We start from the raw sequence: 22978 nt of genomic DNA, 5'->3' as shown, positions 1-22978 counted from the left end.
ATTCATGCTCATCCCTGGTTGGAGGGCGCGCCAGTGGCGGCAATAGTCTGATACGTCTGCATTTTTCGGGCGATCTGGCTGATCTTGCTGGCGTAGTTCGGGTCGGTGGCGTAGCCGGCTTTCTGCAGTTCCTTGACGAACTGTTCCGAGCTGGCCGCCCCCAGCGCGCTGCTATAGCGGCCGTTGCTCTGCAAGAAGTTCACGTAGTCGTTGAAGCTGTCGCGGAACGAGCCATAGCTGCGAAACGCGGCCTTCTCGGTCACAGCGGTTCCCCCCACGTATTCGCGGGTGTTGACGTGCATGCTGTCGCCGCTCCAGCCGTGCGCCTTGATACCGAAGAGGTTGTGGCTGCTACGGCCGTCGCCGTGCTTGATGATCGACTTACCCCAGCCGGTTTCCAGCGCCGCTTGGGCGACCAAATAGCGCGGTTCGACGCCGAGCCGCTTCGCAGCCTGCTCGGCCATCGGCATCATCGCGTTGGCAAATTCTTCGGGCGACTCGAAACGCTGCTTCGAGGCAGCCTGGGCCACGCCGTTGTAGCTCAGCGCGGTCGAATCCACCGGCGCTTCGCGCTGCACGCGTTGGGAGGCGCGGTAGCCCAGATCGACCAGCGGCTTCCGAGCGCCGTCAGTCGTCAGCGTCCCCGCCGGCGAGACATCGCCACTCGGGGCGATGCCAGCTTGTTGACGCGCCAGCAGACCCGGCAGGGAGAGCCGCCGAGTATTGAGCAGAGCACGGTCGTCACGGCCGTCAGCGACCGGCGGCAGCGCATGACTCGCCACGCTGCTTTTCACCGTGGGGCTCTGCTCGGCGTGGGCGAAGGGGTTCGGCCGGCTGGATGAGGTCTTGTCCTTGCTCATCTGCTTGACCAGCATGTCGGCCAGGCCGATACCGCCTTCACGGGACAGGTTCACCGCCAACTGCTGGTCGTGCATGTCCTGATATTGACGGGTAGTCTCACTATCGGTCAGGTCGTTGCCTTCGGAGAGCACCTCGTTGGCCGAGCGCATGGATTTGAGCAACTGGTTGAGGAACAGCGACTCGAACTCCTGGGCCACCTTGCGGACGTTGGCATCGCTGTCGCGATCCTTGCCCTTGAGTTGGCTCAGGCGATTGAGGTCGGTGTAGGCACCGCTGTCGATGCTGCGGCTCGCACTGCCCAGTTGCATGGTCATGGCATCACCCGTCAGATCACGATGAGGTCGGCTTGCAAGGCGCCGGCCTGCTTGAGGGCTTCGAGAATGGCCATCAGGTCGCCGGGAGCGGCGCCCACCTGATTGACCGCACGAACGATGTCTTCGAGGGTGGTGCCAGGGCCGAACTTGAACATCGGCTTGGCTTCCTGCTTGGCATTCACCCGCGAGTTGGGCACCACCACGGTCTGCCCACCCGACAGCGCATTGGGCTGGCTGACCTGCGGGTCCTCACTGATGCTCACGGTGAGGCTGCCATGGGTAACGGCCGCCGGCTGCACGCGCACGTTCTGGCCGATGACGATGGTCCCGGTGCGCGAGTTGATGATGACCTTGGCCACCGCCTGGCCCGGTTCGACCTCGAGGTTCTCCAGGATCGACATGTAGTCCACCCGCTGGGTCGAATCGAGCGGCGCGGAGACGCGGATCGAGCCACCATCCACGGCCTGGGCAACGCCCGGACCGAGCAGGTCATTGATCTTGTCGACGACGTTCTTCGCGGTCGTGAAGTCCGGGCGATTGAGGTTCAGGGTCAGGCTGTTGCCCTGATCGAAGCCACTGGGTACCGGCCGCTCGACGGTGGCACCGGCCGGGATGCGCCCGGCCGACGGAACGTTGACGGTGATTCGCGAGCCGTCCGCACCGCTGGCGTCGAAACCGCCGACCACCAGATTGCCCTGGGCGATGGCGTAGACGTTGCCGTCGATCCCCTTGAGCGCGGTCATAAGCAGGCTGCCACCCCGCAGGCTCTTGGCGTTGCCGATGGAGGAGACGGTGACGTCGATCGGCTGACCGGGCTTGGCGAACGGCGGAATGTCCGCATGCACGGAAACTGCGGCGACGTTCTTCAACTGCACGTTGCCGACGTTGTCCGGCACCTTGATGCCGAACTGCGCCAGCATGTTGTTGAAGGTCTGCAGGGTGAACGGCGTCTGCGTGGTCTGGTCGCCACTGCCGTTGAGGCCCACCACCAGGCCGTAACCGATCAACTGGTTGGTCCGTACGCCCTGGATGCTGGCAATGTCCTTGAGCCGTTCGGCGTGCAGGCTCGGGCTGAGCACCGCGAGCAGCAGCAGGGTCGCCAGCAGCAGCCAGTCGGAAACGCCGCGGCGCGCGCGCCCCTGGCGCCAGTCGGCGGCGAACTGGCGGCGGCAGCTATAGGAAACGGAAGCGGCGGAACGCATGTCGGCGACCCTCGTCATTAGAACGGCCACAGCGGGCTGACGAAGAAACGGCTCAGCCAGCCCGGCTGACTGGCATCGGCAAAGGCGCCGGTGCCCGAATAGGTGATGCGTGCGTCGGCCACGCGGGTCGAGGACACGATATTGTCGGTGCCGATGTCGTCGGCCCGAACCAATCCGGCGATACGCACCAGCTCCTCACCGGTGTTGAGCGTCAGCCATTTTTCGCCGCGCACGGCCAGCAGCCCGTTGGGCAGCACTTCGGCGACGGTGACGGTAATGGAACCGGAAAGGCTGTTGCTCTGCCCCGCGGTCGCCGCGCCGGTGTTGCTGCGCGTGCCGCTGAAATCGGCGCCCAGGCTCATGGTGTTGCGCGTCAGCGGGTTGGTGGCCGTGACGGCACCACCGAACAGCGAGTTCAGGCCGATGTTCGCCGAGCTGTCCTTGCTGATGTCGGAGCTGGCGTTCTTGCTGGCCTGGGTGCGCTCGTTGAGGGTGATGGTGATGATGTCGCCCACGCGGAAGGCCTTGCGGTCGCTGTAGAAGTCGCTCTCGAAGCCCGCCTGGTAGATCGCGCCATTGGTGGCGTTGGCGGGCATCGGCGTGCGCGGCAGCACCGGCGCGTAGTACGGATCGTTGGGCCGCGCGGCAGGCGCCATGCAGCCGGCAAGGGCGATGGCGGCGGCCAGGGGCAGGAGTTGGGCAAGGCGGCGCATGGCAAGACCTCTCGGGGATGACGGTCAGCGGATCAGAGGTTCTGGGAAATGAAGCCAAGCATCTGGTCCGCGGTGGAGATCACCTTGGAGTTCATCTCGTACGCGCGCTGGGTGGTGATCATATTCACCATCTCCTCCACCACGCTGACGTTGGAGTTCTCCAGGGTGTTCTGCAGCACGGTGCCGAGTCCGTTCAGCCCGGGCGTGCCGATCTGCGGCGCGCCACTGGAAGCGGTTTCCATGAACAGGTTGTTGCCGACGGCCTGCAGGCCGCCCGGGTTGATGAAGTCGGCGGTCTGCAGGTTGCCGATGATCTGCGGCGCAGCGTTGCCCGGCACCGTCACGGAGACGGTGCCGTCTTCACCGACGGTGAAGGTCTGGACCTCCTGCGGCAGCACCACGGCAGGCTCCAGCGGGAAGCCGTTGGCGGTCACCACCTGACCATCGGAGTTCAGGTGGAAGGTACCGTCACGGGTGTAGGAGATGGTCCCGTCGGGCATCATCACCTGGAAGAAGCCACGGCCGTTGATGGCCATGTCCAGCGGCTGCTCGGTGGTCTGCAGGCTACCGGTGGTGAAGACCTTCTGGGTGCCAACGATGCGCACACCGGTACCCAGCTGCAGGCCCGAGGGCAACTGATTGTCCTGGGTCGACTGCGCGCCGGGCTGGCGACGAATCTGGTACAGCAGATCCTGGAACTCTGCCCGATCGCGCTTGAAGCCGGTGGTGGCCACGTTCGCCAGGTTGTTGGAAATGGTCGACAGGTTCATGTCCTGTGCGGCCAGGCCGGTCTTGGCGACCCAAAGTGCCGGAAGCATGCTCTCCTCCTAGTCCGCCGGTTTTCCGGCGAAAACTGTATTCACTTAGCTGATTTGCAATACCCGGGCCATCGCCGCGGAACCGTCTTCGGCGGTCCTCATCAACTTCACCTGCAGCTCGAACTGCCGGGAAAGCGCGAGGATCGAGGTCATTTCCTCCACCGCATTGACGTTGCTCGACTCGAGGAAGCCCGAGGCGACGCGCACGTTGCCATCGGCCGCCGGCGGCTGGCCGCTGACGTGCATGAGCCCGTCGACACCCTTTTGCAGCTCAGCCGGCGGCGGATTGACCAGGCGGATGCGGTCCACCTCGGCCTGCACGTTCGGCGCCTCGCCAAGGGCGCGGATGCTGATGGTGCCGTCCTCGCCAATCTCCACCTTCTGCTGCGGCGGCACGGCAATCGGGCCGGCGTTACCCAGCACCGGCAGGCCATCCGCCGTGCGCAGCATCCCCAGTGCGTCGATATTCAGGTTGCCGGCACGGGTGTAGGCCTCGCCCCCGTCGGGCGTCTGCACGGCGATCCAGCCGTCCCCCTGGATGGCGACGTCCAGCTCGCGGCCGGTCTCCTGCATGGAGCCGGTGGTGAAGTCCGTCGCCGGCCGCTCGCTCATGGCGAATACACGGCTGGGCTGCACGTCGCCGAATACCGGCATCGCGCGGGCCTGCTCCAGATCCCGGCGAAAACCGGTGGTGGAGACGTTCGCCAGATTGTTGGCGTGGGCGCGCTGGGCCATGCTGATCTGGCTGGCGCCGGTCATGGCAACGTAGAGCATCTTGTCCACGGGGCTTCTCCCTTGGCGGAATATGGGCGAAACGATTCGCCCCTCTTCCCAAGCAATCCGCGTGCCACGTCGAAAAATCAAATAACCTACTGAAATCAAAAGAATAAATACGAGATCAAGCACGCCGAAAAAATGTCGCGGCAAATGCTCGCCGCTTCCGGCAGGCTCTCAGAAACGCGAAGGCCCGACACACGAAAGGAATCCTCCGCAGGCCGGGCCTTGACGCGACCCCCGGCAGCAGCGGCCGGGGACGCGGGACATCAACGCAGGTTGATAATGGTCTGGTTGATGGTGCTCTCGGTCTCGATCGTCTTGGCGTTAGCCTGGTAGTTACGCTGGGCAACGATCAGGTTGACCAACTGATCGGACAGCTCCACGTTGGAGTCCTCCAGCGCAGCAGACTGCAGAGACCCGAGCGTCCCCGCTCGCGGCGTGCCGATCACGGGCTCGCCCGAATCGAACGATTGAACCCAGCTCGTGCCACCAATGGGAGTCAAGCCCTGGACGTTCGCGAAGTTGGCCAATACGACCTGTCCCTGGACCTTGGACTGGCCGTTCGTGTACCGAGCAAAGACAAGCCCCGTGTCATCGATGGAAAGCCCGGACAATTGCCCCGTCGTGTAGCCATCCTGGCTAACCTGGTTGACCGCGAACACGCTGGAATACTGACTGGACGAGCGTATGTCGATGGAAATACCACTGGTGCTTGCCTCGGCACCGTTACCTGCCCAAACCGGAGGGTTTCCACCGTCCGACGCAGCCGGAACCCAATCATCCAGAGACATCAGCCCCGTGGTGGGATCAAAATTCAGCGGCCCGCCGGCAGTCATGTTGGCGAGGTCGAGCGAGCCGTCCGCGCGGAAACGCAGCCCTACGGTATAAGGCTCGGTACCGGTCGTAGGCGGAGTGGCGGCGGGATCCCCTGCGGGGTCCCCGGGGTTACGCCCATCGATCAATACCTGCATGTCCCAGGCGTTATCACCCGTCTTCACAAAATACTGCGTCAGTACGTGGGCATTACCCTGGCTGTCGTAGATATTGGTCGACGTGGAAGAGTTATAACTGTTCGGATCCCCCGGATTGAACGGAGAAACCGTGGGAGCCTTGTTGGTGGAGTTCAGGTTGAAGCCTTGCTGCATGCTCGTCGTGGCACGAGGTTCCTGATTGGTAGACTCAACGCGCAGGTTGCCGACGACGCCATTTTGCAAGGTCCCCTCGGCATCCACCGTATAGCCCTGCAAGTTATAACCCAGGTTATTTACAATGTAGCCATCACGGTCGGTGCCAAAATACCCCGCCCGCGTATAGGAAATATCTCCGTTGTTGCTCGTAACGAAGAAGCCATTGCCATTGATCGCCAAATCCAAGGCGTTTTGCGTGTAGTTGACGTTACCCTGATTGAAGAGCTGCGAGGTATTCGCCAGAAGAACGCCGCTCCCCCGAGGATTCGAGCCCGACCCACCCATCATCGACGCCGCATAAACGTCCGCAAACTCCGCGCGCGACTGTTTGAAACCGGCAGTGCCCGCGTTGGCAATATTGTTCCCGGTAATATTAAGGTCTTGGCTTGCAGCTCGAAGGCCACTCAGTCCGATGTTGAAAGACATGAATTACTCCTTCGCCGGAGCGCCGGCGATCATTACCGAGGCGCTATTGGCCGATGATTTGAACTTGGGAGAGAGGGACACTGCCCACACCAGCCAGATTGAGCATCATCTGGCCGCCATCCTGCGCAAGGGTCACGCTGTCCACGTTAGCCGGCAGCAGCGTATACAAGCCTTTGGTCTCATCCCCGTAGGTTGCCTGAGCCTCGAACTTATAGGTGCCCGGGGGTAGCGTTTCCCCGTCCGCACCCTTGCCATCCCAAGAGAAGCTGATGTTCCCAGCCTTTTGCTGGCCAAGATTGACACGCGATACGACCGCCCCTGCCCCGTCATAGACGGTGACATAGACGTTCCCGCTGCTTTCAGGAAGTACGAGACTGGCATCGAAAGGCTTACTGGTATCCACCAGCGCAGTTTCCGCAGGCACGATGACCTTACGCCCCACCAGGGAAGACGCCTGCAACGCCTGTGAAGACTGGAACCCGGACAACAGGGAACTCATGCTGTCGTTGAGTTCCTGAACGCCCTCGACCTGACTGAACTGCGCCAACTGGGCAATGAACTCGCCATTGCCCTGGGGCTCCAGCGGACTTTGGTTATTCAACTGGGTCACCAGCAATTGAAGGAACGCGTCCTTCCCCAGCTCGTCGTTCTTCGAGGTACTGCTATCAGACTTTATCTGGTACTGATCGAGAACAGAGCCAGCCGCATTTACTTCGATACTCATGGTCTAGTACTCAGCTATTGGGCTACTGCCCCAGAGTCAGGGCTTTCTGCATCATCGTCTTGGCGGTGTTCATCAGCTCGGCGTTGCTCTGGAAAGCGCGGCTGGCGGATATCATGTCGGCCATTTCCTCGACGACGTTGACGTTCGGGTAGTAGACGTAGCCGTCGGCGTTGGCCGCCGGATTGCTGGGCTCGTAGCGCGCCATCAATTCACTCTGGTCCTCAATCACGCCAGCCACGCGCACGCCACGACCGGCCTCATCCTCACCGCCGAACAGTGAGTTACCAGCGCCCCCCTGAGCTTGCTGCAATACGGTGGCGAACACCGGATGTCGCGCCCTGTAGGTCTGGTCGATACTGGAGGACACCGACTCGGCGTTGGCGATGTTCGAGGCCACGGTGTTGAGACGCACGCTCTGCGCACTCATTCCACTGCCGGCTATACCGAAAATGTTGGATAAGGACATGGCGATCAATCCCCGCGAATGGCGTTCATCAAGCCCTTGAGCTTGCTGTTGAGGAACGTGAAGCTGGCTTGGTAGTCCAGCGCGTTCTGCGCGTACTTGGCCTGCTCAACGTTCTCGTCGACGGTGTTCTGGTCGATCGAAGGTTGCTCGGGCGTGCTGTAGAGCAACCCCGGCTCCCCAAAACTATCGCCCTGGCCCGCGAGATGGTTGCTGCTGGTGGTCGCGACAGACAGCGCCCCATTCTGTAGACGCTGCTGCTGGGCCTGCAGAATGCTGTTGAAGTCCAGGTCACGCGCCTTGTAGTTGGGCGTATCGGCATTCGCCAGATTGTTCGCCAGCAACTCCGCGCGCTGCGCTCGAAATGACAGCGCCTGCTGATGAATGCCTAAGGCTTTGTCGAAACTGATGGTCATGGCTGATGCCTCGCCGCGATTTTACTCGCTAACGAATTAGCAAACGCCATGCCAGAATATAAAATTCTTTAATTTCAACGACTTGGAAGTTCGCCCGCCAATTCATGGACGGAGCGGCAAGTTTTTACCGCCTTGCCGGCGGCCACCTTGCCGCCCCGTGACGGGAAACCGTCACAGAGCGGCAAGCGCGAGCAGGCCTATTTGACCTGGTAGATGATTCCCGGACTGCACTGAACCATTTGGTAAAGGTCGGGCAAGCCGTTGAGCGCCTCCGAAGCGCCCAGGAACAGGTAGCCCCCAGGTTTCAGAGTGGCGTGGATGCGCCGCAGGATGTCTTTCTTGACGTCGGCAGAGAAATAGATGAGCACGTTGCGGCAGAACACCACATCGAACTTGCCCAGCGTGGCGTAGCTTTCCAGAAGGTTGAGCGCACGGAATTCGACGCGAGAACGAATCGCCGCCTTTACCGCCCAGCGGCCACCCTCGCGCGGCTCGAAGAAACGCTGAAGTCGATCCTTGGAAAGGCCCCGCCCCAACGCCAAACTGTCGTACTCACCACTGCGGCACGCATTGAGCATCGCACCGGAGAGATCCGTCGCAACGATCTGCACGCCGCCACGCAGCTGACCCAGGTTCGTGCGCTCGAACTCGTCCACGCTCATCGACAACGAGTACGGCTCCTGCCCCGAAGAGCACGCCGCCGACCAGATGCGCAAACGCTGCCCACCCGAGGCCTTGGCCATTTCTGGCAACACCTTGGTCTTGAGGACCTCGAACGGGTAGGTATCGCGAAACCACAACGTCTCGTTGGTGGTCATCGCGTCGATGACCTTTTCCCGAAGGCCGGCGCGCGGCTGGCTCTGGATACGCTGCACCAGCTCACCGAGGCTAGCGATGTTGTTCTCGCGCATCAGCTTGTTGAGGCGACTGGAGACCAGATACTCCTTGTTCGTCCCCAGCAAGATGCCGCAGGCCTTTTCCAGAAAGACCCTGAACTGTTCGAAATCCAAATTGGTGGAAGACACTGACGTTACGCTGCCTCTATGGAGAGCTTGCGCATCAGGCCCCGGAAGCGGGACCGATGCGTTCGATGACCTTGGCGGCGAGTTCGTCAGGTCGGAATTTGGCGAGGAAGTCGTCTGCACCGACCTTCTTCACCATCGCCTGGTTGAACACGCCGGATAACGAAGTATGCAGGAGAATGCACAGGTCCGACATCCGAGGGTCGTTGCGAACCTCAGCCGTCAGGGTATATCCGTCCATTTCCGGCATTTCGATATCGGAGATCATCATCAACAGCTCGGCGCTTGGCTTCTCGCCCCGCTCTGCCATGGCCTTGAGGTAATTCAGCGCCTGTCGACCGTCGTTGAGCGTTACCACCTCTACGCCAACCGACTCCAGGCAGCGCTGGACCTGCTTGCGCGCCACCGACGAGTCGTCAACGATCAGAACGCGCTTGGTAGCAGCGAGCTGCAGGGTGTCTTCCTTGATGATGCCCTCGGACACTTCAGTCCGCATCGGAGCCACCTCGGCGAGAATCTTCTCGACGTCGATGATCTCCACCAACTGGTTGTCGACCCGGGTGACCGCTGTCAGATAATGCTCACGGCCGGCGCCCTTGGGTGGCGGATGGATGCCCTCCCAATGCATGTTGACGATGCGTTCGACCGAGCGCACCAGGAAACCCTGAACCTTGCTGTTGTACTCGGTGATGATGACGAAGCTGTCCTTGAGTTCCTGCAACGGCCGACGACCTATGGCCTGGGAAAGATCAAGAATCGGAATGGTGCCGCCGCGGATGTTCGCCACGCCCCGCACGACCCGGCTCGACTTGGGCATCACGGTCAGGCGGGGGCACTGCAGCACCTCCTTCACCTTGAAGACGTTGATGCCGTACATCTGATTGCCATCCAGGCGGAACAACAACAGCTCTAGGCGGTTCTGCCCCACCAACTGGGTACGCTGATTTACCGAATCCAACACGCCGGCCATACCGGTTCCCTCGCTGTCTGCATCGCCATCCGAGTAGGCACGGCGCTTGCTTGTGTTCTGGTTATGAAAAGCATGACGACGATTATTCGACGCGTTATGGCATTTGGCCAACTACCGCTACGAGTTTTACCGACTTTACTCGGGGTAGGCTACTGCGGCATCGCTGCCGCCGGCCAAACGGCGCCCGAACAGCTTATCGGCACTACCCAAGGTTACCTTGAGTGGGCTGTGGAAGATTATATCCAGCGTAGCGGCATCGAAGGGCGCTATGAGATTCGCGTCAACACCCTGGACCCCCGACTACGCCTCCCTGATTGTGAGCGTAGCCTGGACGCGCGACTGGAGAGCCCGGCGCAGCCCATTGGCCGGGTAAACGTTCGGGTGAGTTGTGCCGGAGCGGCGCCCTGGCGGGTTTTCGTGCCTGCCGAAGTGGCCCTCTACCGTGAAATCGTCAAGGTCAATCGCCCTCTCAAACGCGACAGCGTCCTGAGCGCAGACGACCTGGCGATGAGCGAGCAGGACGTAAGCGGCCTGCGCCAGGGTTTTCTCACCGAATTCTCCCAGGCAATCGGCAAGAAACTGCGACGCCCGGTCATTGCCGACCAATTGTTGACGCCCGCCCACCTCGAAATTGCCGAGGTCGTCGCCCGTGGCGATCAGGTAGTCATAGTCGCGCGCAGTGGAACCATCAACGTCAGGATGCCTGGGGAAGCCCTCTCGGGCGGAGTTCCCGGCGAACAGATCCGCGTGCGCAATCAGTCTTCTCAACGCGTCATCAAGGCCCGCGTCACCGGGCCCGGAGAGGTAGAGGTAGAGATGTAGGCCCGGACGGGGTATTTTTGTACGCAGGTTTGATGCCGAGGATTTTTTTCCACGTCGACCCTAAAGATTTACGCATAGCGGTCGAAAAGCAGGACAAGCGTCCAGACATCCGTTCGAGGTTTCATCATGGTCATCGAATTCAATCGCCCCAACGGCAGCACGTCCGCGGAGAGCTCCACCCGCACACGCACGACCCAGAGCGAGTCGCGCAGCACGGCGAGCGAAAGCCAGCAGACGGCCACCCAGGCCAACTCGACGACCAGCGGTGAAGCTGTGCATCTGAGCAACGAAGCGCAGCAGCTGAAAAACGTCAGCAACAAACTGAGCGACCTTCCCCAGGTCGACAGCAGCAAGGTTGCTCGACTCAAGCAGAGCATCAGCGATGGCAGCTATCAGGTCGACGCTCAGCGCGTGGCCAGCAAACTGCTTGACCTGGAATCCTAACGTCGGTCACAGGGACGGCGCTTAGGGATTTTTGGACGCCCTGATTTCTCCGAGCCCGACATGTCCGACGAACGACTGCTGCAACTGTTCAACGAAGACCTCTCCAGCGCTGAGCAACTGGCGGAGCTACTCGAGACAGAGCACGAGGCTCTACGCACCCGTGCGCTCTCCGACCTCGAACATATCCTTCAAAGCAAGCAGCCCATTCTGGCAATCCTCGCCCAGCACGGTACCGAGCGCAGTCGCGTACTCATCCAGGCGGGCCTGACGGCCGACCAGGAGGGTCTCACGCGATTCGCCGAGCGCAGCGCCATTGGCACGCAATTACTGCAGTCTGGCAGCGCCCTGGCCGAGAAACTGGAACACTGCCAAGCCTTGAACCGTCGCAACGGTCGCCTGATCCACTCAAATCAAGCGAGCACCGGCAAGATGCTACAAATCCTGCGCGGTGGGGATGGCGAGACGCCCGGTCTCTACAACGCCCACGGTTCTTCGGTGCGCGGCGGCTACCAACGCCCTTTGAGCCAGGCCTAGGCTGATTGCCGTTTCGCCACGAACGGTTTGCCCGTATCCTTGCCTAGCCCTAGCCTGGAGAGCGCTTCACTCGTGTACCGGACCCCTTCGGACGACAAGGCGCAGGAGGCTAGCCGCCTCACTGCACCACTGGAAATACTCGGCCATCTCAAGCAATTACAAGACGGCCGCTACCCACTGATGCTCATTTTCGGTGAGAACGGCCAACGCTTCGGCAGCTTCGTCGTAGAAATCGACAGAGAACGGGGCCGCTTGGCGATCGATGAACTTCTCCCCCAGCACGGTGAGCGCTTGCTGAGTGTCGGCATGCCGTTTCTGGTCGATACCGCCATCGACGGTGTGCGCATCACTTGGCGCTGCCAAGCCCCCGTGACACTGGATGAGCTTCAGGGCTCTCGCTGTTATTGGCTGCCACTTCCGACGGAAATCACCTATCACCAGCGGCGCAATGCCTTCCGCGCCGCCGTCAAGGGTATGCAGGTCGATGTTCTGCTGGAGGGAGATCAGCTTGCCGAGGCCCTCCCCGGGCAGATGGTCGATCTTTCGGCAAGCGGTTGCCGCCTGCGCTTTAAGGGCAACTTCGCCAGCAGGCTGCGCACGAGCACGCTCTATGACCAATTGAACATCGATCTGCCGGACGCACCGCGACTCCGGGTCAGCATCGAGATCCGTCACCTGCATTATCAGGAAAGCCTCGACCACACCCTGGTGGGCGTACGCTTCCAGCAGCTGAGTGGCGCCGAGCAGCGCACGGTGGATCGTTTCGTTTATCAGCTTCAGCGTGAAGCGCGCCGGTTCGAGAAAGGCGAACTCTAGCGCCTGTCGCCGTTCGCCTCACAGTCCCGCAGGGCAGGCAAAGTCTGCCCGCCTAGATGTCCTGGAAGGGCTGCGGATCTCCGCAGCCCACCCGCAGAACCTCGGCCTTGTCATCCATCAACGCGATGACGGTCGAAGCGTCCACCCCACCCTGTCCGCCGTCGATGATCAGGTCCACCTGTTTCTCCAGCCGACTGCGAATTTCCCCAGGATCGGCCAGCGGCAAGCTTTCGCCCGGCAAAATCAGGCTGGCGCTCATCATCGGCTCCCCTAACTGCTCCAGCAGCGCCTGGGCAATCGGATGCCCCGGCACGCGCAATCCGATCGTTCGGCGCTTGGGGTGCAGCAGCATCCGCGGCACTTCCCGCGTCGCCGGAAGGATGAAGGTATAAGGTCCCGGCGTATGCGTTTTGAGCAGACGAAACGCACCCGTGTCGACCTTGGCGAAAAGCCCCAACTGCGAAAGGTCGCGGCATGCCAGGGTGAAGTTGTGCTTGTCATCCAATTGGCGCAGACGGCGAATCCGCTCGACCGCACCTTTCTCGCCGATACGACACCCGATGGCATAGGAGGAGTCGGTCGGATACACCACCACCCCACCACTGAGGATGATCTCCACCGCCTGGCGAATCAGCCGTGGCTGCGGATTCTGCGGATGAACCTGAAAGAACTGACTCATTTGATGCCCCTTATGGCGTGCCTTGCGCCGCGGGCACGATATTGTCGTGACGCGGCGCCGCTTCACCCAAACGCTCCCAGAGCGGCGGCAGATCGACCGGTAGCGGTCGATACATGCCCAGTTCGGACCACTGCCCGGGCGCATGGAAATCACTGCCGACGCTCGCCAGCAGGCCGAATTCTCGGGCCAGGATAGCCAAGCCACCCACCTGCTCGGCGGGCTGCAAGCCATTGACCACCTCCAAGGCATGCCCTCCCCCGGCGACGAACGCGGTGATCAGGCGACGACGCTTGCTGCGCGTGAACGGGTACTGCCAGGGGTGCGCGAGACTGATCCAGGCGCCTGCCTCACGCAGCACATCGAGCGTCTGTTCGAGACTCGGCCAATGTTGCTTGACGTCACCGAGCTTGCCGGCACCCAGCCACTTGCGAAAGGCTTCCGCGTGATCACGAACGTGACCGGCGCGCACCATGTGCTCGGCAAAGTGCGGACGCGCCGGTGCATTGGCACTCTGCCCTTGCGCAGCCTGCACCTGGCGAGCCCCTTCGAAGCAGCCCGGCATGCCTTTGCTCGCCAGACGAACGCCGATCTCCTCGGCGCGCAGCCAACGTCCCCGGTGCAACGCTTCCAATGCATCACGCAAGGGGGCTGCGTCGGCATCGAAGGCGTATCCCAGGACATGAACGGTCGCCCCGCCCCAGGTGCAGGACAGCTCGATGCCATTGATCAGATTCAGCGAGAGCTCCGCCGCCGCCTGACGCGCTTCCGGCAACCCCTCGAGCGTGTCGTGATCGGTGAGCGCCAGCGATCGTACGCCCTGCCGATGCGCACGCGCGACCACCTCGGCGGGGCGCAAGGCTCCATCGGAAGCCGTACTGTGGCAATGCAGGTCGAGATTCATATGAGCCGGACTCCAGCGCTTCTACCGGTAAACAGGTCTGCTATTATGCGGCGACTTCCCGCGTTTGGCTCCCGCCGTGAAACAGTTCATCGACTTCATCCCGCTGCTGCTGTTCTTCATCGTCTTCAAGCTCGACCCTCGCGACCTCGAACTGGCCGGGCATCACCTGGTGTTCGGCGGCATCTTCAGTGCCACCGCCGTTCTGATCGTCTCGTCGCTGATCGTCTATGGCGCCCTCTTCCTGCATCAACGCCGGCTCGACAAGGGTCAATGGTTGACCCTGCTGGCCTGCCTGGTGTTCGGCGGAATGACGCTGGCCTTTCACAGCGAGACGTTCCTCAAGTGGAAGGCCCCGGTCTTGAACTGGCTGTTCGCACTGGGTTTCGCCATTAGCCAGGTTGTCGGCGAACAACCGCTGATCCAGCGCATGATGGGCCACGCCCTGACGCTGCCGCGGCGGATCTGGCTGCGGTTGAACCTCGCCTGGGTCGCCTTTTTCGTGTTCTGCGGTTTCGCACAACTCTACGTAGCCTTTCACTTCCCCGATTTCTGGGTGGACTTCAAGGTGTTCGGCAGCCTGGGCATGACCCTGCTGTTCCTGCTTGGCCAGGGGCTGTTCATCGCGCGTTATCTGCAAGACCCCGAAGAACAAGAGGACTGAAGAACATGCTCTACGCGATCATCTCCACCGACATCGAAGACTCGCTGGAAAAGCGCATGGGCGCCCGCCCTGCTCATCTGGCACGCCTCGAGAGCCTGCGCGACGAAGGCCGCCTGGTACTGGCCGGCCCGCACCCGGCGATCGACAGCGCGGACCCGGGCAGTGCCGGTTTCAGCGGCAGCCTGGTGGTTGCCGAATTCGCCTCGCTGGAAGCGGCACAGAGCTGGGCCGACGCGGACCCTTACTGCGCCGCCGGCGTCTACGCCCAGGTACTGGTGAAACCGTTCAAACGCGTCCTGCCCTGAGCACGCCATGAGCGAACTGCTGCTGATCGACGACGACATCGAGCTCTGCGACCTTTTGCAGAGCTGGCTCACACCCGAAGGCTTCAACGTTCGCGCAGCCCACGATGGCCAGAACGCACGCAAAGCGCTCGCCGAGCAGACGCCGGAAGCCGTGGTGCTTGATGTCATGCTCCCGGACGGCAGCGGTCTCGAATTGCTCAAGCAACTGCGCGGCGAGCACCCCGATCTCCCGGTGCTGATGCTCTCCGCGCGCGGCGAGCCTCTGGACCGGATTCTCGGGCTGGAACTGGGTGCCGACGACTATCTGGCCAAGCCCTGCGACCCACGCGAATTGACGGCGCGCTTACGCGCCGTGCTGCGCCGCAGCCATCCCACCAGCACACCGGCGCAGGTCCAACTTGGCGATCTGAGCTACAGTCCCGCGCGCGGTATCGTCAGCATCGACGAACACGAAATCGGCCTGACACTCTCCGAAGGCAAGATTCTCGAAGCCCTGCTACGCCAACCCGGCGAGCCCCTCGACAAGCAGGAGCTTGCGCAACTGGCACTGGGACGCAAGCTCACCCTCTACGACCGCAGTCTGGACATGCATGTCAGCAACCTGCGCAAGAAGCTCGGCCCCCATCCGGACGGGCGGGCACGCATCCTCGCGCTGCGCGGGCGCGGCTACTACTACGCGCCCTGAGTGGCACAATCGTACACAGTCAGCACCTGCCCGGACGCGTCGCCCCCATTTACAGAGCCTTTACCCCGCGCTGACTGCTCCTTACGTAAGCGTCCGTAGACTGTCCTCATCCGGTAACGACCGGCCACGCAAGAGGATAGACACCATGCGCAAGACCCTCACCGCCCTCGCCTTCGCCGCCGCCCTGCCCGCTCTGGCGTTCGCCGCCCCATCCCATGACGTGCAGCCCCAGGACCGCGGACCCGGCCCCAAAGGCGGACCGGAAATGATGTTTCGCCAACTGGACCTGAGCAAGGAGCAACGCCAGGACATCGGTAAGCTCATGGGCGACGAAATGCGCAACCAGCGCGAGATCACCCGCCGCTACCTCGACAAGCTTCCCGAAGCCGAGCGTAAATCCATGCAAGCCGAAATACAGGCCTCCCGCGACAAGGCCGATCAGGCCATCCGCGCGAAGCTGACCAGCGAGCAACAAAAACAGTACGACGAGATCCACGAGAAGATGAAGGAGCGCCGCGCCGAGCGCGCCGAGTTCAAGGCCTGGAAAGCCGAGCGCGACAAAGCCCAGTAAACTGCACGCCAGAAAACCCAGCCTGCCACCTACCGGTGGCAGGCTTCGTCGTTTCCAGGAGCCCTGCATGCGATCGTTGTTCTGGCGAATCCTCGCCACATTCTGGTTGGCTATCGCCTTGGTCGCGGTGCTGTCCCTGTTGCTCGGCCATGCCCTGAACCAGGACGCCTGGATTCTCAGTCGACACCCCATTCTCAAGGACTTGCCGGAGCGCTGGACCGCGATCTATGAGCGGGACGGAGCCGATGCCGCGCAACGCTTCCTGGAGCGCCTGCACAATCGCGCCCGTGTAGACGTACAAGTACTCGGCGAAGCTGGCCGCCCGGCAGTCGCGGGTACCTTTCCCCCGCGCGCCGCAATCTTCGAGGCGCGCCGCCAGGAAGGAAGACTACCCTGGCGACGACTGACAACCGACTACACCAGTGCCAGCGGCGAGACCTTCCTGTTCATCTACCGTATTCCCTATCCCGAACTGGAAGCCTGGCACCGCGACAGCCTGATGTGGCCCCTCAGCGCATTGGCCATTGCGCTGGTGGTCCTGACCCTCTTCAGCCTTCTGCTGACGCTGTCGATCACCCGACCACTGGGCCGCCTGCGCGGCGCGGTGCACGACCTGGGGCAAACCACCTACCAGCAGAACAGCCTGGCGCAACTCGCCAAACGCCGGGACGAGCTGGGTGTACTGGCTCGCGACTTCAATCGCATGGGCGCCCGACTGCAGAACCTGATCGGCAGCCAGCGGCAACTGCTGCGCGACGTATCCCACGAGCTGCGCTCACCCCTGGCCCGCCTGCGCATCGCCCTGGCACTGGCCGAACGTTCCGACCCTACGGAACAGGCGCGCCTGTGGCCCCGCCTGACCCAGGAGTGCGATCGACTGGAACAGTTGATCGGCGAGATCCTCGCCCTTGCACGCATCGATGCGGATCCCGGCGCCCGCCAGCACGTCGCGCTCAAGTCACTACTGGAAAAACTGTGCGATGACGCGCGCCTGTCACATCCGCAGCAACGCATCGAAATCGACATGGACGCCGGCATCGAGCTTCAGGGCTGGCCGTATATGCTCGAACGCGCACTGGACAACCTGCTGCGCAACGCCCTGCGCTTCAACCCTAGCGAGCAACCGATCGAAATCAGCGTCAACCGCGAAGGCGATGCCTGGCGTATCGAGCTTCGCGACCATGGTCCTGGCGTCGATCCTGCGCATCTGCAACGGCTGGGCGAGCCCTTCTTTCGAGCCCCTGGGCAGCAGGCACCAGGCTACGGACTGGGACTGGCGATTGCCCGCCGCTCGGTGGAGCGCCACGGCGGCAGCCTGCGCCTGGAAAACCACCCGGAAGGCGGCTTGCGGGCAAGCCTGCTGCTGCCCGTAGCGGACTGATTCAGAGCTGCGCGGCGATCTCGGCCAGCGCCTTGGCCGGGTCATCGGCCTGGGCGATGGGACGACCGATGACCAGGAAGTCCGACCCGGCCTGCATCGCCTGCTGCGGCGTGAGGATGCGACGTTGATCGTCCTGCACACTGCCGGCGGGGCGAATGCCCGGAGTCACCAATTGCAGCGCTGGGTACTGCTGCTTGAGCGCCCGCGCCTCGCGGGCGGAACAGACCAGGCCGTCCAGGCCGGCACGCAGGGCAAGCCCAGCCAGACGCAGCACTTGCGCTTCCGGATCGATATCCAGCCCCAGGTCGGCCAGGTCCGAGCGCTCCATGCTGGTCAACACGGTAACGCCGATCAGCAGTGGGCGCGTCGCGACCGGCGCCGCCTCGAGCACCTCGCGGCAGGCGGCCATCATGCGCAGCCCCCCGGAGCAATGCACATTGACCATCCAGACGCCCAGTTCGGCGGCCGCCTTCACCGCCATCGCCGTGGTGTTCGGAATGTCGTGGAATTTGAGATCGAGGAATACTTCGAAGCCCAGACGTTGCAGCGACTCGACGACCGCGGGCCCGCTGCGGGTAAAGAGCTCCTTGCCCACCTTGAGCCGGCACAGAGCGGGATCCAGGCGTGCAGCCAACTCCAACGCGGCCGCGGAGCTGGGGAAATCGAGGGCGACAATGATCGGAGTCTGGCAACGCATGATGGTCTCAACAATCGAAGGTGGCGCATTGTACCTGCCACGCCGCAAGGGCCCAAGCCACAGGCCGGCGAACTGACAGGCCGTTCGCGGCGTCGTATGGTATAGCCCCGTCAAAAAGGAGACGCACCATGCCCTGGTATGCCTGGCTCATTCTCGCCCTGGCGCTTGGCTCGATCGTCGGCGGCCTGTTGCTGCTGCGCGACTCGGCCAAGCGGCTCCCCTTGAGCAAGGAACAACTCGAGCGCATCCATCGTCGCAATGCCGAACTGGATGCCGAGGAAGCCCGGGAGCGTCAATGAAACGACCGGGGTCAGGATCAGTTACCGAGCAGCGCCTGAGGCTCGCGGACCTCGACCCCGAAGGGCTCGAAGAGATTTTGCAGGGTTCCGTCCTGCCGCAAACGCACGAATAGCGATGCCAACTGCACGACGTCGATGGGCGAGCCAGGCCGAAGAATCGCATGGTGCAGATAGACCTGATCGATGCGTTCCGATATCAACAATCGCTCGGCCATCTCCGGCCGCGCCTTGAACGTCGCGCTCAGATAAGACTGCGAGGCGAGCGTCAGGTCGACCCTGCCCCGGAGAACCATTTGCAGGTTGGCTTCCAGTGAATGTGTAAGACCCGCATTGAAATTGCGTGCAAGGTACTGGGGATCAGTACGAAAATCGGCAAAACGGTAGTGAAAACCGTTGTAGAGCATCATCCGCTTGCCTTTCAGTTCGCTGAAGTAGCTCTGATCCCGCCCCGGCTCACGCGCAGCGACGAAGCGCTCCACATCCTTGAGCCCCATGTCGACCGTGGAATGCGGAATGCTCTGCCATTCCCACGATGGATTCTCGAAGATGCAAAGATCCACACGGCCACTCTTCAAGTCACCGAACCGTCGCCGCACGGAAGTGGGCACGGCTTCGAAGCGGAACTCGTCCTGCGTCGCGTTAAGGGCGGCAATCAATTCCACCAGCAAGCCTTGCGGACGGTTCGATGCGAACTCCACATAAGGTGGAAAAGGGACCGCGGCCACCCGCACGAGTTTTGCAGCCTCGATGCCCGGAGATAGCAACAGGGCCACGACTCCGCACAGCGCCAGAGACCAACAGGATTTCCATGCTATACGTCGCGCACTGTGCACGAGACGCCTCCCCAGGATGCCCATGCGGATCATCACGTCTCGCGCCGTAATGCGCAATGGCCACTCTCGCGCTGGGTTATTGCCGCAGTGCCTGTGGAGCGCTCCGGGGGCATGAAAAGGATCTTGATCGAGCTTGACTTCCCCTTCCGAATCAGTAAGATACGCGACGTTGTTCCGCGATAGCTCAGTCGGTAGAGCAAATGACTGTTAATCATTGGGTCCCTGGTTCGAGTCCAGGTCGCGGAGCCAAATAAAAAAGCCCCGGCTATGCCGGGGCTTTTGCTTTTCAGCCCGCCTGATCTTGACCGAGGCCCTCAGCGAACCACCAGCCGTTCGCGATTGCGCTCGAGAATCGACGAACCGATCCCCTTCACTTCCAGCAACTCGTCAACCGATGCGAACGGACCATGCTCCGAACGATAGTCGACGATGGCCCGCGCCTTCACCTCGCCCACGCCCAACAAGCCATCCTGCAGCATTTGGACATCAGCGCTATTCAGGTCGATCGAAGTGACCGCAGGGGCAGTCACCTCCGCTGGCGCCGCGGAGGTTTCAGCCGCAGCCGCGTACCCGCCCAGACTGGAAAGCACAGCGAAGGTCATAGCAACTAAAAACTTCTGCATCTCAATATTCCCTCTGTAGAAAGTGGCATTCCTTGACTGCGTCGAAAACCTTAAACACAGGGAAAGTCACCACCAACCAAGGACATCGAGAAGCATGATCCCGCGCACGAAACACCCCGCTAACGGCGGAGGAATGAGCGGAATTCCTCAGTGCTGAACTGCAGTCTCAGCAGGCGCCGGGGCACGCACACCCTCAGAGGCTCGCCGCTGTTTCTCCAAGGCGCGCTGCTGCGAGCGCACACGAAGCACGAGACGACCATAGGCAAGCCAACCGAATACCGGCCCCAACAGCAGGCCAACCAGAAAGGCCAGGATGACCGGCAGAGCCAGCGGGGCTGGGGACGACTGCCATCCGAAGAGGGTCAGCGTGACGCTCTCTTGGTTTTCCAGGATGAACACCAGAGAAGCCAGAGCCAGGAAGAGAACGAATACGAGAATGAGAATGCGCTTGAAGGTCTGCATGACGAACCTGATAGCCAGAAGGAATAGGTAATGGCGAGCCGGGATACCTGCCCAAGATCACCGAAGCGTGCGCCAAGCTCACGCCGCGAGGACAGACCTCTCGCTCAGCGAGACGCTACCCCCTGCTCATTCGTCATTAACGCGGTCGCGCAGTTCCTTACCGGGCTTGAAATGCGGCACGAACTTGCCATCGAGCGTGACCGACTGGCCAGTCTTCGGATTGCGACCGACACGAGGCGCCCGATAGTGCAGCGAAAAGCTGCCGAACCCACGAATTTCGATACGCTCACCGGTCGCCAAGGCCTGTGCCATCTGTTCCAGCATGGTCTTTATCGCCAGCTCCACATCCTTCGAGGACAACTGCCCCTGCTGACTGACGATGCGCTCGATCAACTCCGACTTGGTCATGGTTTTCCCTTCTTTTTCAAGCGGCTAGATCATTCGGATCCGTCTCGGTTTTAGCACGTCGAGCAGACTTTGAACAGCCCGTAATGAAAAGAGGGAATTAGGCTTTTCATGCACATACGAAAAGGGGCGACCGAAGTCGCCCCTTTTCAATGGATAACGCAGAACTTAGTTCTGGTTTTCCATCTGTGCGCGGATCAGGTCGCCGATGGTGGTCGGGCCACTGGATTCCACTTCCTGCTTGCGCAGGTGGTTGATCGCGTCCTTCTCGTCCTCGACATCCTTGGACTTGACGGACAGGCTGATCACGCGGCTCTTACGGTCGACACCGATGATCTTGGCTTCGACTTCGTCGCCTTCCTTCAGCACGTTGCGCGCGTCTTCAACGCGATCACGGCTGATTTCGGACGCCTTCAGGCTGCCTTCGATCTCTTCGCCCAGAGTGATGATGGCACCCTTGGCGTCGACTTCCTTGACGGTACCGCGAACGATGGTGCCTTTCTCGTTGAGAGCAACGTAGTTGGAGAACGGATCGTCTTCCAGCTGCTTGATACCCAGGGAGATGCGCTCACGCTCCGGATCGACCGACAGGATGACGGTGTCCAGCTCGTCGCCTTTCTTGAAGCGACGCACGGCTTCTTCGCCGGTTTCGTTCCAGGAGATATCGGACAGGTGAACCAGACCGTCGATGCCGCCGTCCAGACCGATGAAGATACCGAAGTCGGTGATCGACTTGATGGTACCGGTGACGCGGTCACCCTTGTTGAAGCTGGAGGAGAAGTCTTCCCACGGGTTGGATTTGCACTGCTTGATACCCAGGGAGATACGACGACGCTCTTCGTCGATATCCAGGACCATGACTTCCACTTCGTCGCCGACCTGAACGACCTTGGACGGGTGGATGTTCTTGTTGGTCCAATCCATCTCGGACACGTGCACCAGGCCTTCCACGCCCTCTTCCAGCTCGGCGAAGCAGCCGTAGTCGGTGAGGTTGGTGACGCGCGCCTGAACGCGAGTGCCTTCCGGGTAACGGTTCTTGATGGCGACCCACGGGTCTTCGCCCAGTTGCTTCAGGCCCAGCGAAACGCGGTTGCGCTCGCGGTCGAACTTGAGGACCTTGACGTCGATCTCGTCACCCACGTTGACGATTTCCGACGGATGCTTGATACGCTTCCAGGCCATGTCGGTGATGTGCAGCAGGCCATCGACGCCGCCCAGGTCGACGAACGCACCGTAGTCGGTGAGGTTCTTGACGATACCCTTGACGACCTGGCCTTCCTGCAGGGATTCCAGCAGGGCTTCGCGCTCGGCGCTGTTCTCGGCTTCCAGCACGGCACGACGGGAAACGACAACGTTGTTGCGCTTCTGGTCGAGCTTGATGACCTTGAACTCGAGCTCTTTGCCTTCGAGGTGAGTGGTGTCGCGCACCGGACGCACATCGACCAGCGAACCCGGCAGGAACGCGCGGATGCCGCTGATGTCGACGGTGAAGCCACCCTTGACCTTGCCGTTGATGATGCCAGTGACGACTTCATCGGCGTTGAACGCAGCTTCCAGAACCAGCCAGGACTCGGCGCGCTTGGCTTTTTCGCGGGACAGCTTGGTTTCACCGAAGCCGTCTTCCACCGCGTCCAGCGCGACGTGGACTTCGTCACCCACGTTGATGGTCAGCTCGCCCTGTTCGTTGTAGAACTGCTCGACCGGGATGACGCCCTCGGACTTCAGGCCGGCATGTACGGTGACCCAGTCACCGTCGATGTCGACGACGATGCCGGTGATGATGGCACCGGGCTGCATGTCGAGGGATTTCAGGCTTTCTTCAAAAAGTTCTGCAAAGCTTTCGCTCATGTTGATTCCTGTAGATAACAGAGACCGGAACTGCCCGAAGGACGGCCGGACTCCAAGTCCACACCCCAGACTGGCGTGGGTTCGTTCATGTAAAAAGAGGCCTGCAGGACTCGGACTGG

29 protein-coding genes and 1 tRNA gene are annotated in these 22978 nt (G+C 61.7%); 11 read left to right on the top strand and 19 right to left on the bottom strand.

Annotation, left to right across the window (positions count from 1 at the left end):
• Positions 1-8: 8 nt before the first annotated feature.
• From flgJ to ACYRGX_RS11710, 11 genes are all read right to left on the bottom strand, one after another.
• Entirely contained in the window at positions 9-1175 is a 1167-nt protein-coding gene (flgJ, locus tag ACYRGX_RS11760; protein ID WP_473052660.1) for a flagellar assembly peptidoglycan hydrolase FlgJ, read from the bottom strand.
• 11 nt (positions 1176-1186) lie between these two features.
• Positions 1187-2377 (bottom strand): flagellar basal body P-ring protein FlgI, encoded by a 1191-nt coding sequence (locus tag ACYRGX_RS11755; RefSeq protein ID WP_473052659.1) that lies wholly within the window; start codon positions 2375-2377, stop codon positions 1187-1189.
• A 17-nt stretch (positions 2378-2394) separates the two neighbouring features.
• The gene (flgH, locus tag ACYRGX_RS11750) at positions 2395-3090 is read right to left on the bottom strand and encodes a flagellar basal body L-ring protein FlgH (protein WP_473052658.1); all 696 of its coding nucleotides are present in this window, start codon (positions 3088-3090) and stop codon (positions 2395-2397) included.
• 32 nt (positions 3091-3122) lie between these two features.
• Complete coding sequence (gene flgG / locus ACYRGX_RS11745; protein ID WP_473052657.1) at positions 3123-3908, bottom strand: flagellar basal-body rod protein FlgG; 786 nt, start codon at positions 3906-3908, stop codon at positions 3123-3125.
• Positions 3909-3953: 45 nt separating this feature from the next.
• On the bottom strand, positions 3954-4691 hold the full coding sequence (flgF, locus tag ACYRGX_RS11740) for a flagellar basal-body rod protein FlgF (protein ID WP_473052656.1): 738 nt from the start codon (positions 4689-4691) through the stop codon (positions 3954-3956).
• Positions 4692-4951: 260 nt separating this feature from the next.
• Complete coding sequence (flgE, locus tag ACYRGX_RS11735; RefSeq protein ID WP_473052655.1) at positions 4952-6298, bottom strand: flagellar hook protein FlgE; 1347 nt, start codon at positions 6296-6298, stop codon at positions 4952-4954.
• Between the two features lie 43 nt (positions 6299-6341).
• Positions 6342-7022 (bottom strand): flagellar hook assembly protein FlgD, encoded by a 681-nt coding sequence (gene flgD, locus ACYRGX_RS11730; RefSeq protein ID WP_473052654.1) that lies wholly within the window; start codon positions 7020-7022, stop codon positions 6342-6344.
• A 22-nt stretch (positions 7023-7044) separates the two neighbouring features.
• Entirely contained in the window at positions 7045-7488 is a 444-nt protein-coding gene (gene flgC / locus ACYRGX_RS11725; RefSeq protein ID WP_473052653.1) for a flagellar basal body rod protein FlgC, read from the bottom strand.
• Positions 7489-7493: 5 nt separating this feature from the next.
• A complete protein-coding gene (gene flgB, locus ACYRGX_RS11720; protein ID WP_473052652.1) occupies positions 7494-7901 on the bottom strand; it encodes a flagellar basal body rod protein FlgB in 408 nt (135 codons plus the stop codon).
• 197 nt (positions 7902-8098) lie between these two features.
• Positions 8099-8926, bottom strand: a complete 828-nt coding sequence (cheR, locus tag ACYRGX_RS11715) for a protein-glutamate O-methyltransferase CheR (protein WP_473052651.1) — start codon at positions 8924-8926, stop codon at positions 8099-8101.
• Between the two features lie 34 nt (positions 8927-8960).
• Entirely contained in the window at positions 8961-9893 is a 933-nt protein-coding gene (locus ACYRGX_RS11710) for a chemotaxis protein CheV (protein ID WP_473052650.1), read from the bottom strand.
• A 63-nt stretch (positions 9894-9956) separates the two neighbouring features.
• On the opposite strand from ACYRGX_RS11710, the gene flgA reads away from it, so the two are divergent.
• From flgA to ACYRGX_RS11690, 4 genes are all read left to right on the top strand, one after another.
• Positions 9957-10715, top strand: a complete 759-nt coding sequence (gene flgA / locus ACYRGX_RS11705) for a flagellar basal body P-ring formation chaperone FlgA (protein ID WP_473052649.1) — start codon at positions 9957-9959, stop codon at positions 10713-10715.
• Positions 10716-10841: 126 nt separating this feature from the next.
• Entirely contained in the window at positions 10842-11159 is a 318-nt protein-coding gene (gene flgM / locus ACYRGX_RS11700) for a flagellar biosynthesis anti-sigma factor FlgM (RefSeq protein ID WP_473052648.1), read from the top strand.
• A gap of 60 nt (positions 11160-11219) precedes the next feature.
• Complete coding sequence (locus ACYRGX_RS11695; protein WP_473052647.1) at positions 11220-11693, top strand: flagella synthesis protein FlgN; 474 nt, start codon at positions 11220-11222, stop codon at positions 11691-11693.
• Between the two features lie 72 nt (positions 11694-11765).
• The gene (locus ACYRGX_RS11690; protein ID WP_473052646.1) at positions 11766-12509 is read left to right on the top strand and encodes a flagellar brake protein; all 744 of its coding nucleotides are present in this window, start codon (positions 11766-11768) and stop codon (positions 12507-12509) included.
• A 52-nt stretch (positions 12510-12561) separates the two neighbouring features.
• Here ACYRGX_RS11690 and ACYRGX_RS11685 read toward each other — a convergent pair whose 3' ends face one another.
• Together ACYRGX_RS11685 and ACYRGX_RS11680 are read right to left on the bottom strand one after the other, a co-directional pair.
• Positions 12562-13188: an L-threonylcarbamoyladenylate synthase gene (locus ACYRGX_RS11685; RefSeq protein WP_473052645.1), complete on the bottom strand. Its 627-nt coding sequence runs from the start codon at positions 13186-13188 to the stop codon at positions 12562-12564.
• Between the two features lie 10 nt (positions 13189-13198).
• Complete coding sequence (locus tag ACYRGX_RS11680; protein WP_473052644.1) at positions 13199-14089, bottom strand: PHP domain-containing protein; 891 nt, start codon at positions 14087-14089, stop codon at positions 13199-13201.
• Between the two features lie 76 nt (positions 14090-14165).
• Between ACYRGX_RS11680 and ACYRGX_RS11675 the strand changes: the two genes are divergently transcribed.
• The 5 genes from ACYRGX_RS11675 to ACYRGX_RS11655 all read left to right on the top strand — a co-directional run bounded on the left by ACYRGX_RS11675 (position 14166) and on the right by ACYRGX_RS11655 (position 17692).
• Complete coding sequence (locus tag ACYRGX_RS11675) at positions 14166-14750, top strand: septation protein A (RefSeq protein WP_473052643.1); 585 nt, start codon at positions 14166-14168, stop codon at positions 14748-14750.
• Between the two features lie 5 nt (positions 14751-14755).
• The gene (locus ACYRGX_RS11670) at positions 14756-15055 is read left to right on the top strand and encodes a YciI family protein (RefSeq protein ID WP_473052642.1); all 300 of its coding nucleotides are present in this window, start codon (positions 14756-14758) and stop codon (positions 15053-15055) included.
• A 7-nt stretch (positions 15056-15062) separates the two neighbouring features.
• The gene (locus tag ACYRGX_RS11665) at positions 15063-15740 is read left to right on the top strand and encodes a response regulator transcription factor (RefSeq protein WP_473052641.1); all 678 of its coding nucleotides are present in this window, start codon (positions 15063-15065) and stop codon (positions 15738-15740) included.
• A gap of 145 nt (positions 15741-15885) precedes the next feature.
• Positions 15886-16311 carry a hypothetical protein gene (locus tag ACYRGX_RS11660; RefSeq protein ID WP_473052640.1) on the top strand — a complete coding sequence of 142 codons (426 nt, stop codon included), beginning with the start codon at positions 15886-15888 and terminating at the stop codon, positions 16309-16311.
• A gap of 67 nt (positions 16312-16378) precedes the next feature.
• Positions 16379-17692 (top strand): sensor histidine kinase, encoded by a 1314-nt coding sequence (locus ACYRGX_RS11655; RefSeq protein ID WP_473052639.1) that lies wholly within the window; start codon positions 16379-16381, stop codon positions 17690-17692.
• 1 nt (position 17693) lies between these two features.
• Here ACYRGX_RS11655 and pyrF read toward each other — a convergent pair whose 3' ends face one another.
• Entirely contained in the window at positions 17694-18392 is a 699-nt protein-coding gene (gene pyrF / locus ACYRGX_RS11650; RefSeq protein WP_473056679.1) for an orotidine-5'-phosphate decarboxylase, read from the bottom strand.
• 125 nt (positions 18393-18517) lie between these two features.
• On the opposite strand from pyrF, the gene ACYRGX_RS11645 reads away from it, so the two are divergent.
• Positions 18518-18688, top strand: coding sequence for a DUF2897 family protein (locus tag ACYRGX_RS11645; protein WP_473052638.1), 171 nt, complete (start codon positions 18518-18520; stop codon positions 18686-18688).
• Positions 18689-18705: 17 nt separating this feature from the next.
• Here the strand turns inward: ACYRGX_RS11645 and ACYRGX_RS11640 are convergent, their stop codons facing one another.
• Positions 18706-19461, bottom strand: a complete 756-nt coding sequence (locus ACYRGX_RS11640; protein ID WP_473052637.1) for a substrate-binding periplasmic protein — start codon at positions 19459-19461, stop codon at positions 18706-18708.
• A 233-nt stretch (positions 19462-19694) separates the two neighbouring features.
• Here ACYRGX_RS11640 and ACYRGX_RS11635 point away from each other — a divergent pair.
• A tRNA-Asn gene (locus ACYRGX_RS11635) sits at positions 19695-19770 on the top strand.
• Between the two features lie 65 nt (positions 19771-19835).
• Here the strand turns inward: ACYRGX_RS11635 and ACYRGX_RS11630 are convergent.
• The 4 genes from ACYRGX_RS11630 to rpsA form a co-directional block, all read right to left on the bottom strand.
• The gene (locus tag ACYRGX_RS11630) at positions 19836-20144 is read right to left on the bottom strand and encodes a ComEA family DNA-binding protein (protein ID WP_473052636.1); all 309 of its coding nucleotides are present in this window, start codon (positions 20142-20144) and stop codon (positions 19836-19838) included.
• A gap of 147 nt (positions 20145-20291) precedes the next feature.
• The gene (locus tag ACYRGX_RS11625; protein ID WP_473052635.1) at positions 20292-20606 is read right to left on the bottom strand and encodes a lipopolysaccharide assembly protein LapA domain-containing protein; all 315 of its coding nucleotides are present in this window, start codon (positions 20604-20606) and stop codon (positions 20292-20294) included.
• Between the two features lie 126 nt (positions 20607-20732).
• Positions 20733-21014, bottom strand: coding sequence for an integration host factor subunit beta (gene ihfB, locus ACYRGX_RS11620; protein WP_473052634.1), 282 nt, complete (start codon positions 21012-21014; stop codon positions 20733-20735).
• Positions 21015-21179: 165 nt separating this feature from the next.
• Positions 21180-22859 carry a 30S ribosomal protein S1 gene (gene rpsA, locus ACYRGX_RS11615; RefSeq protein ID WP_473052633.1) on the bottom strand — a complete coding sequence of 560 codons (1680 nt, stop codon included), beginning with the start codon at positions 22857-22859 and terminating at the stop codon, positions 21180-21182.
• Positions 22860-22978 lie beyond the last annotated feature (119 nt).

Source organism: Pseudomonas sp. R4-15 (genome assembly GCF_055768815.1).
The sequence above is the reverse complement of the archived record's forward strand: the minus strand, read 5'-3'. Positions and strand labels throughout refer to the sequence as shown.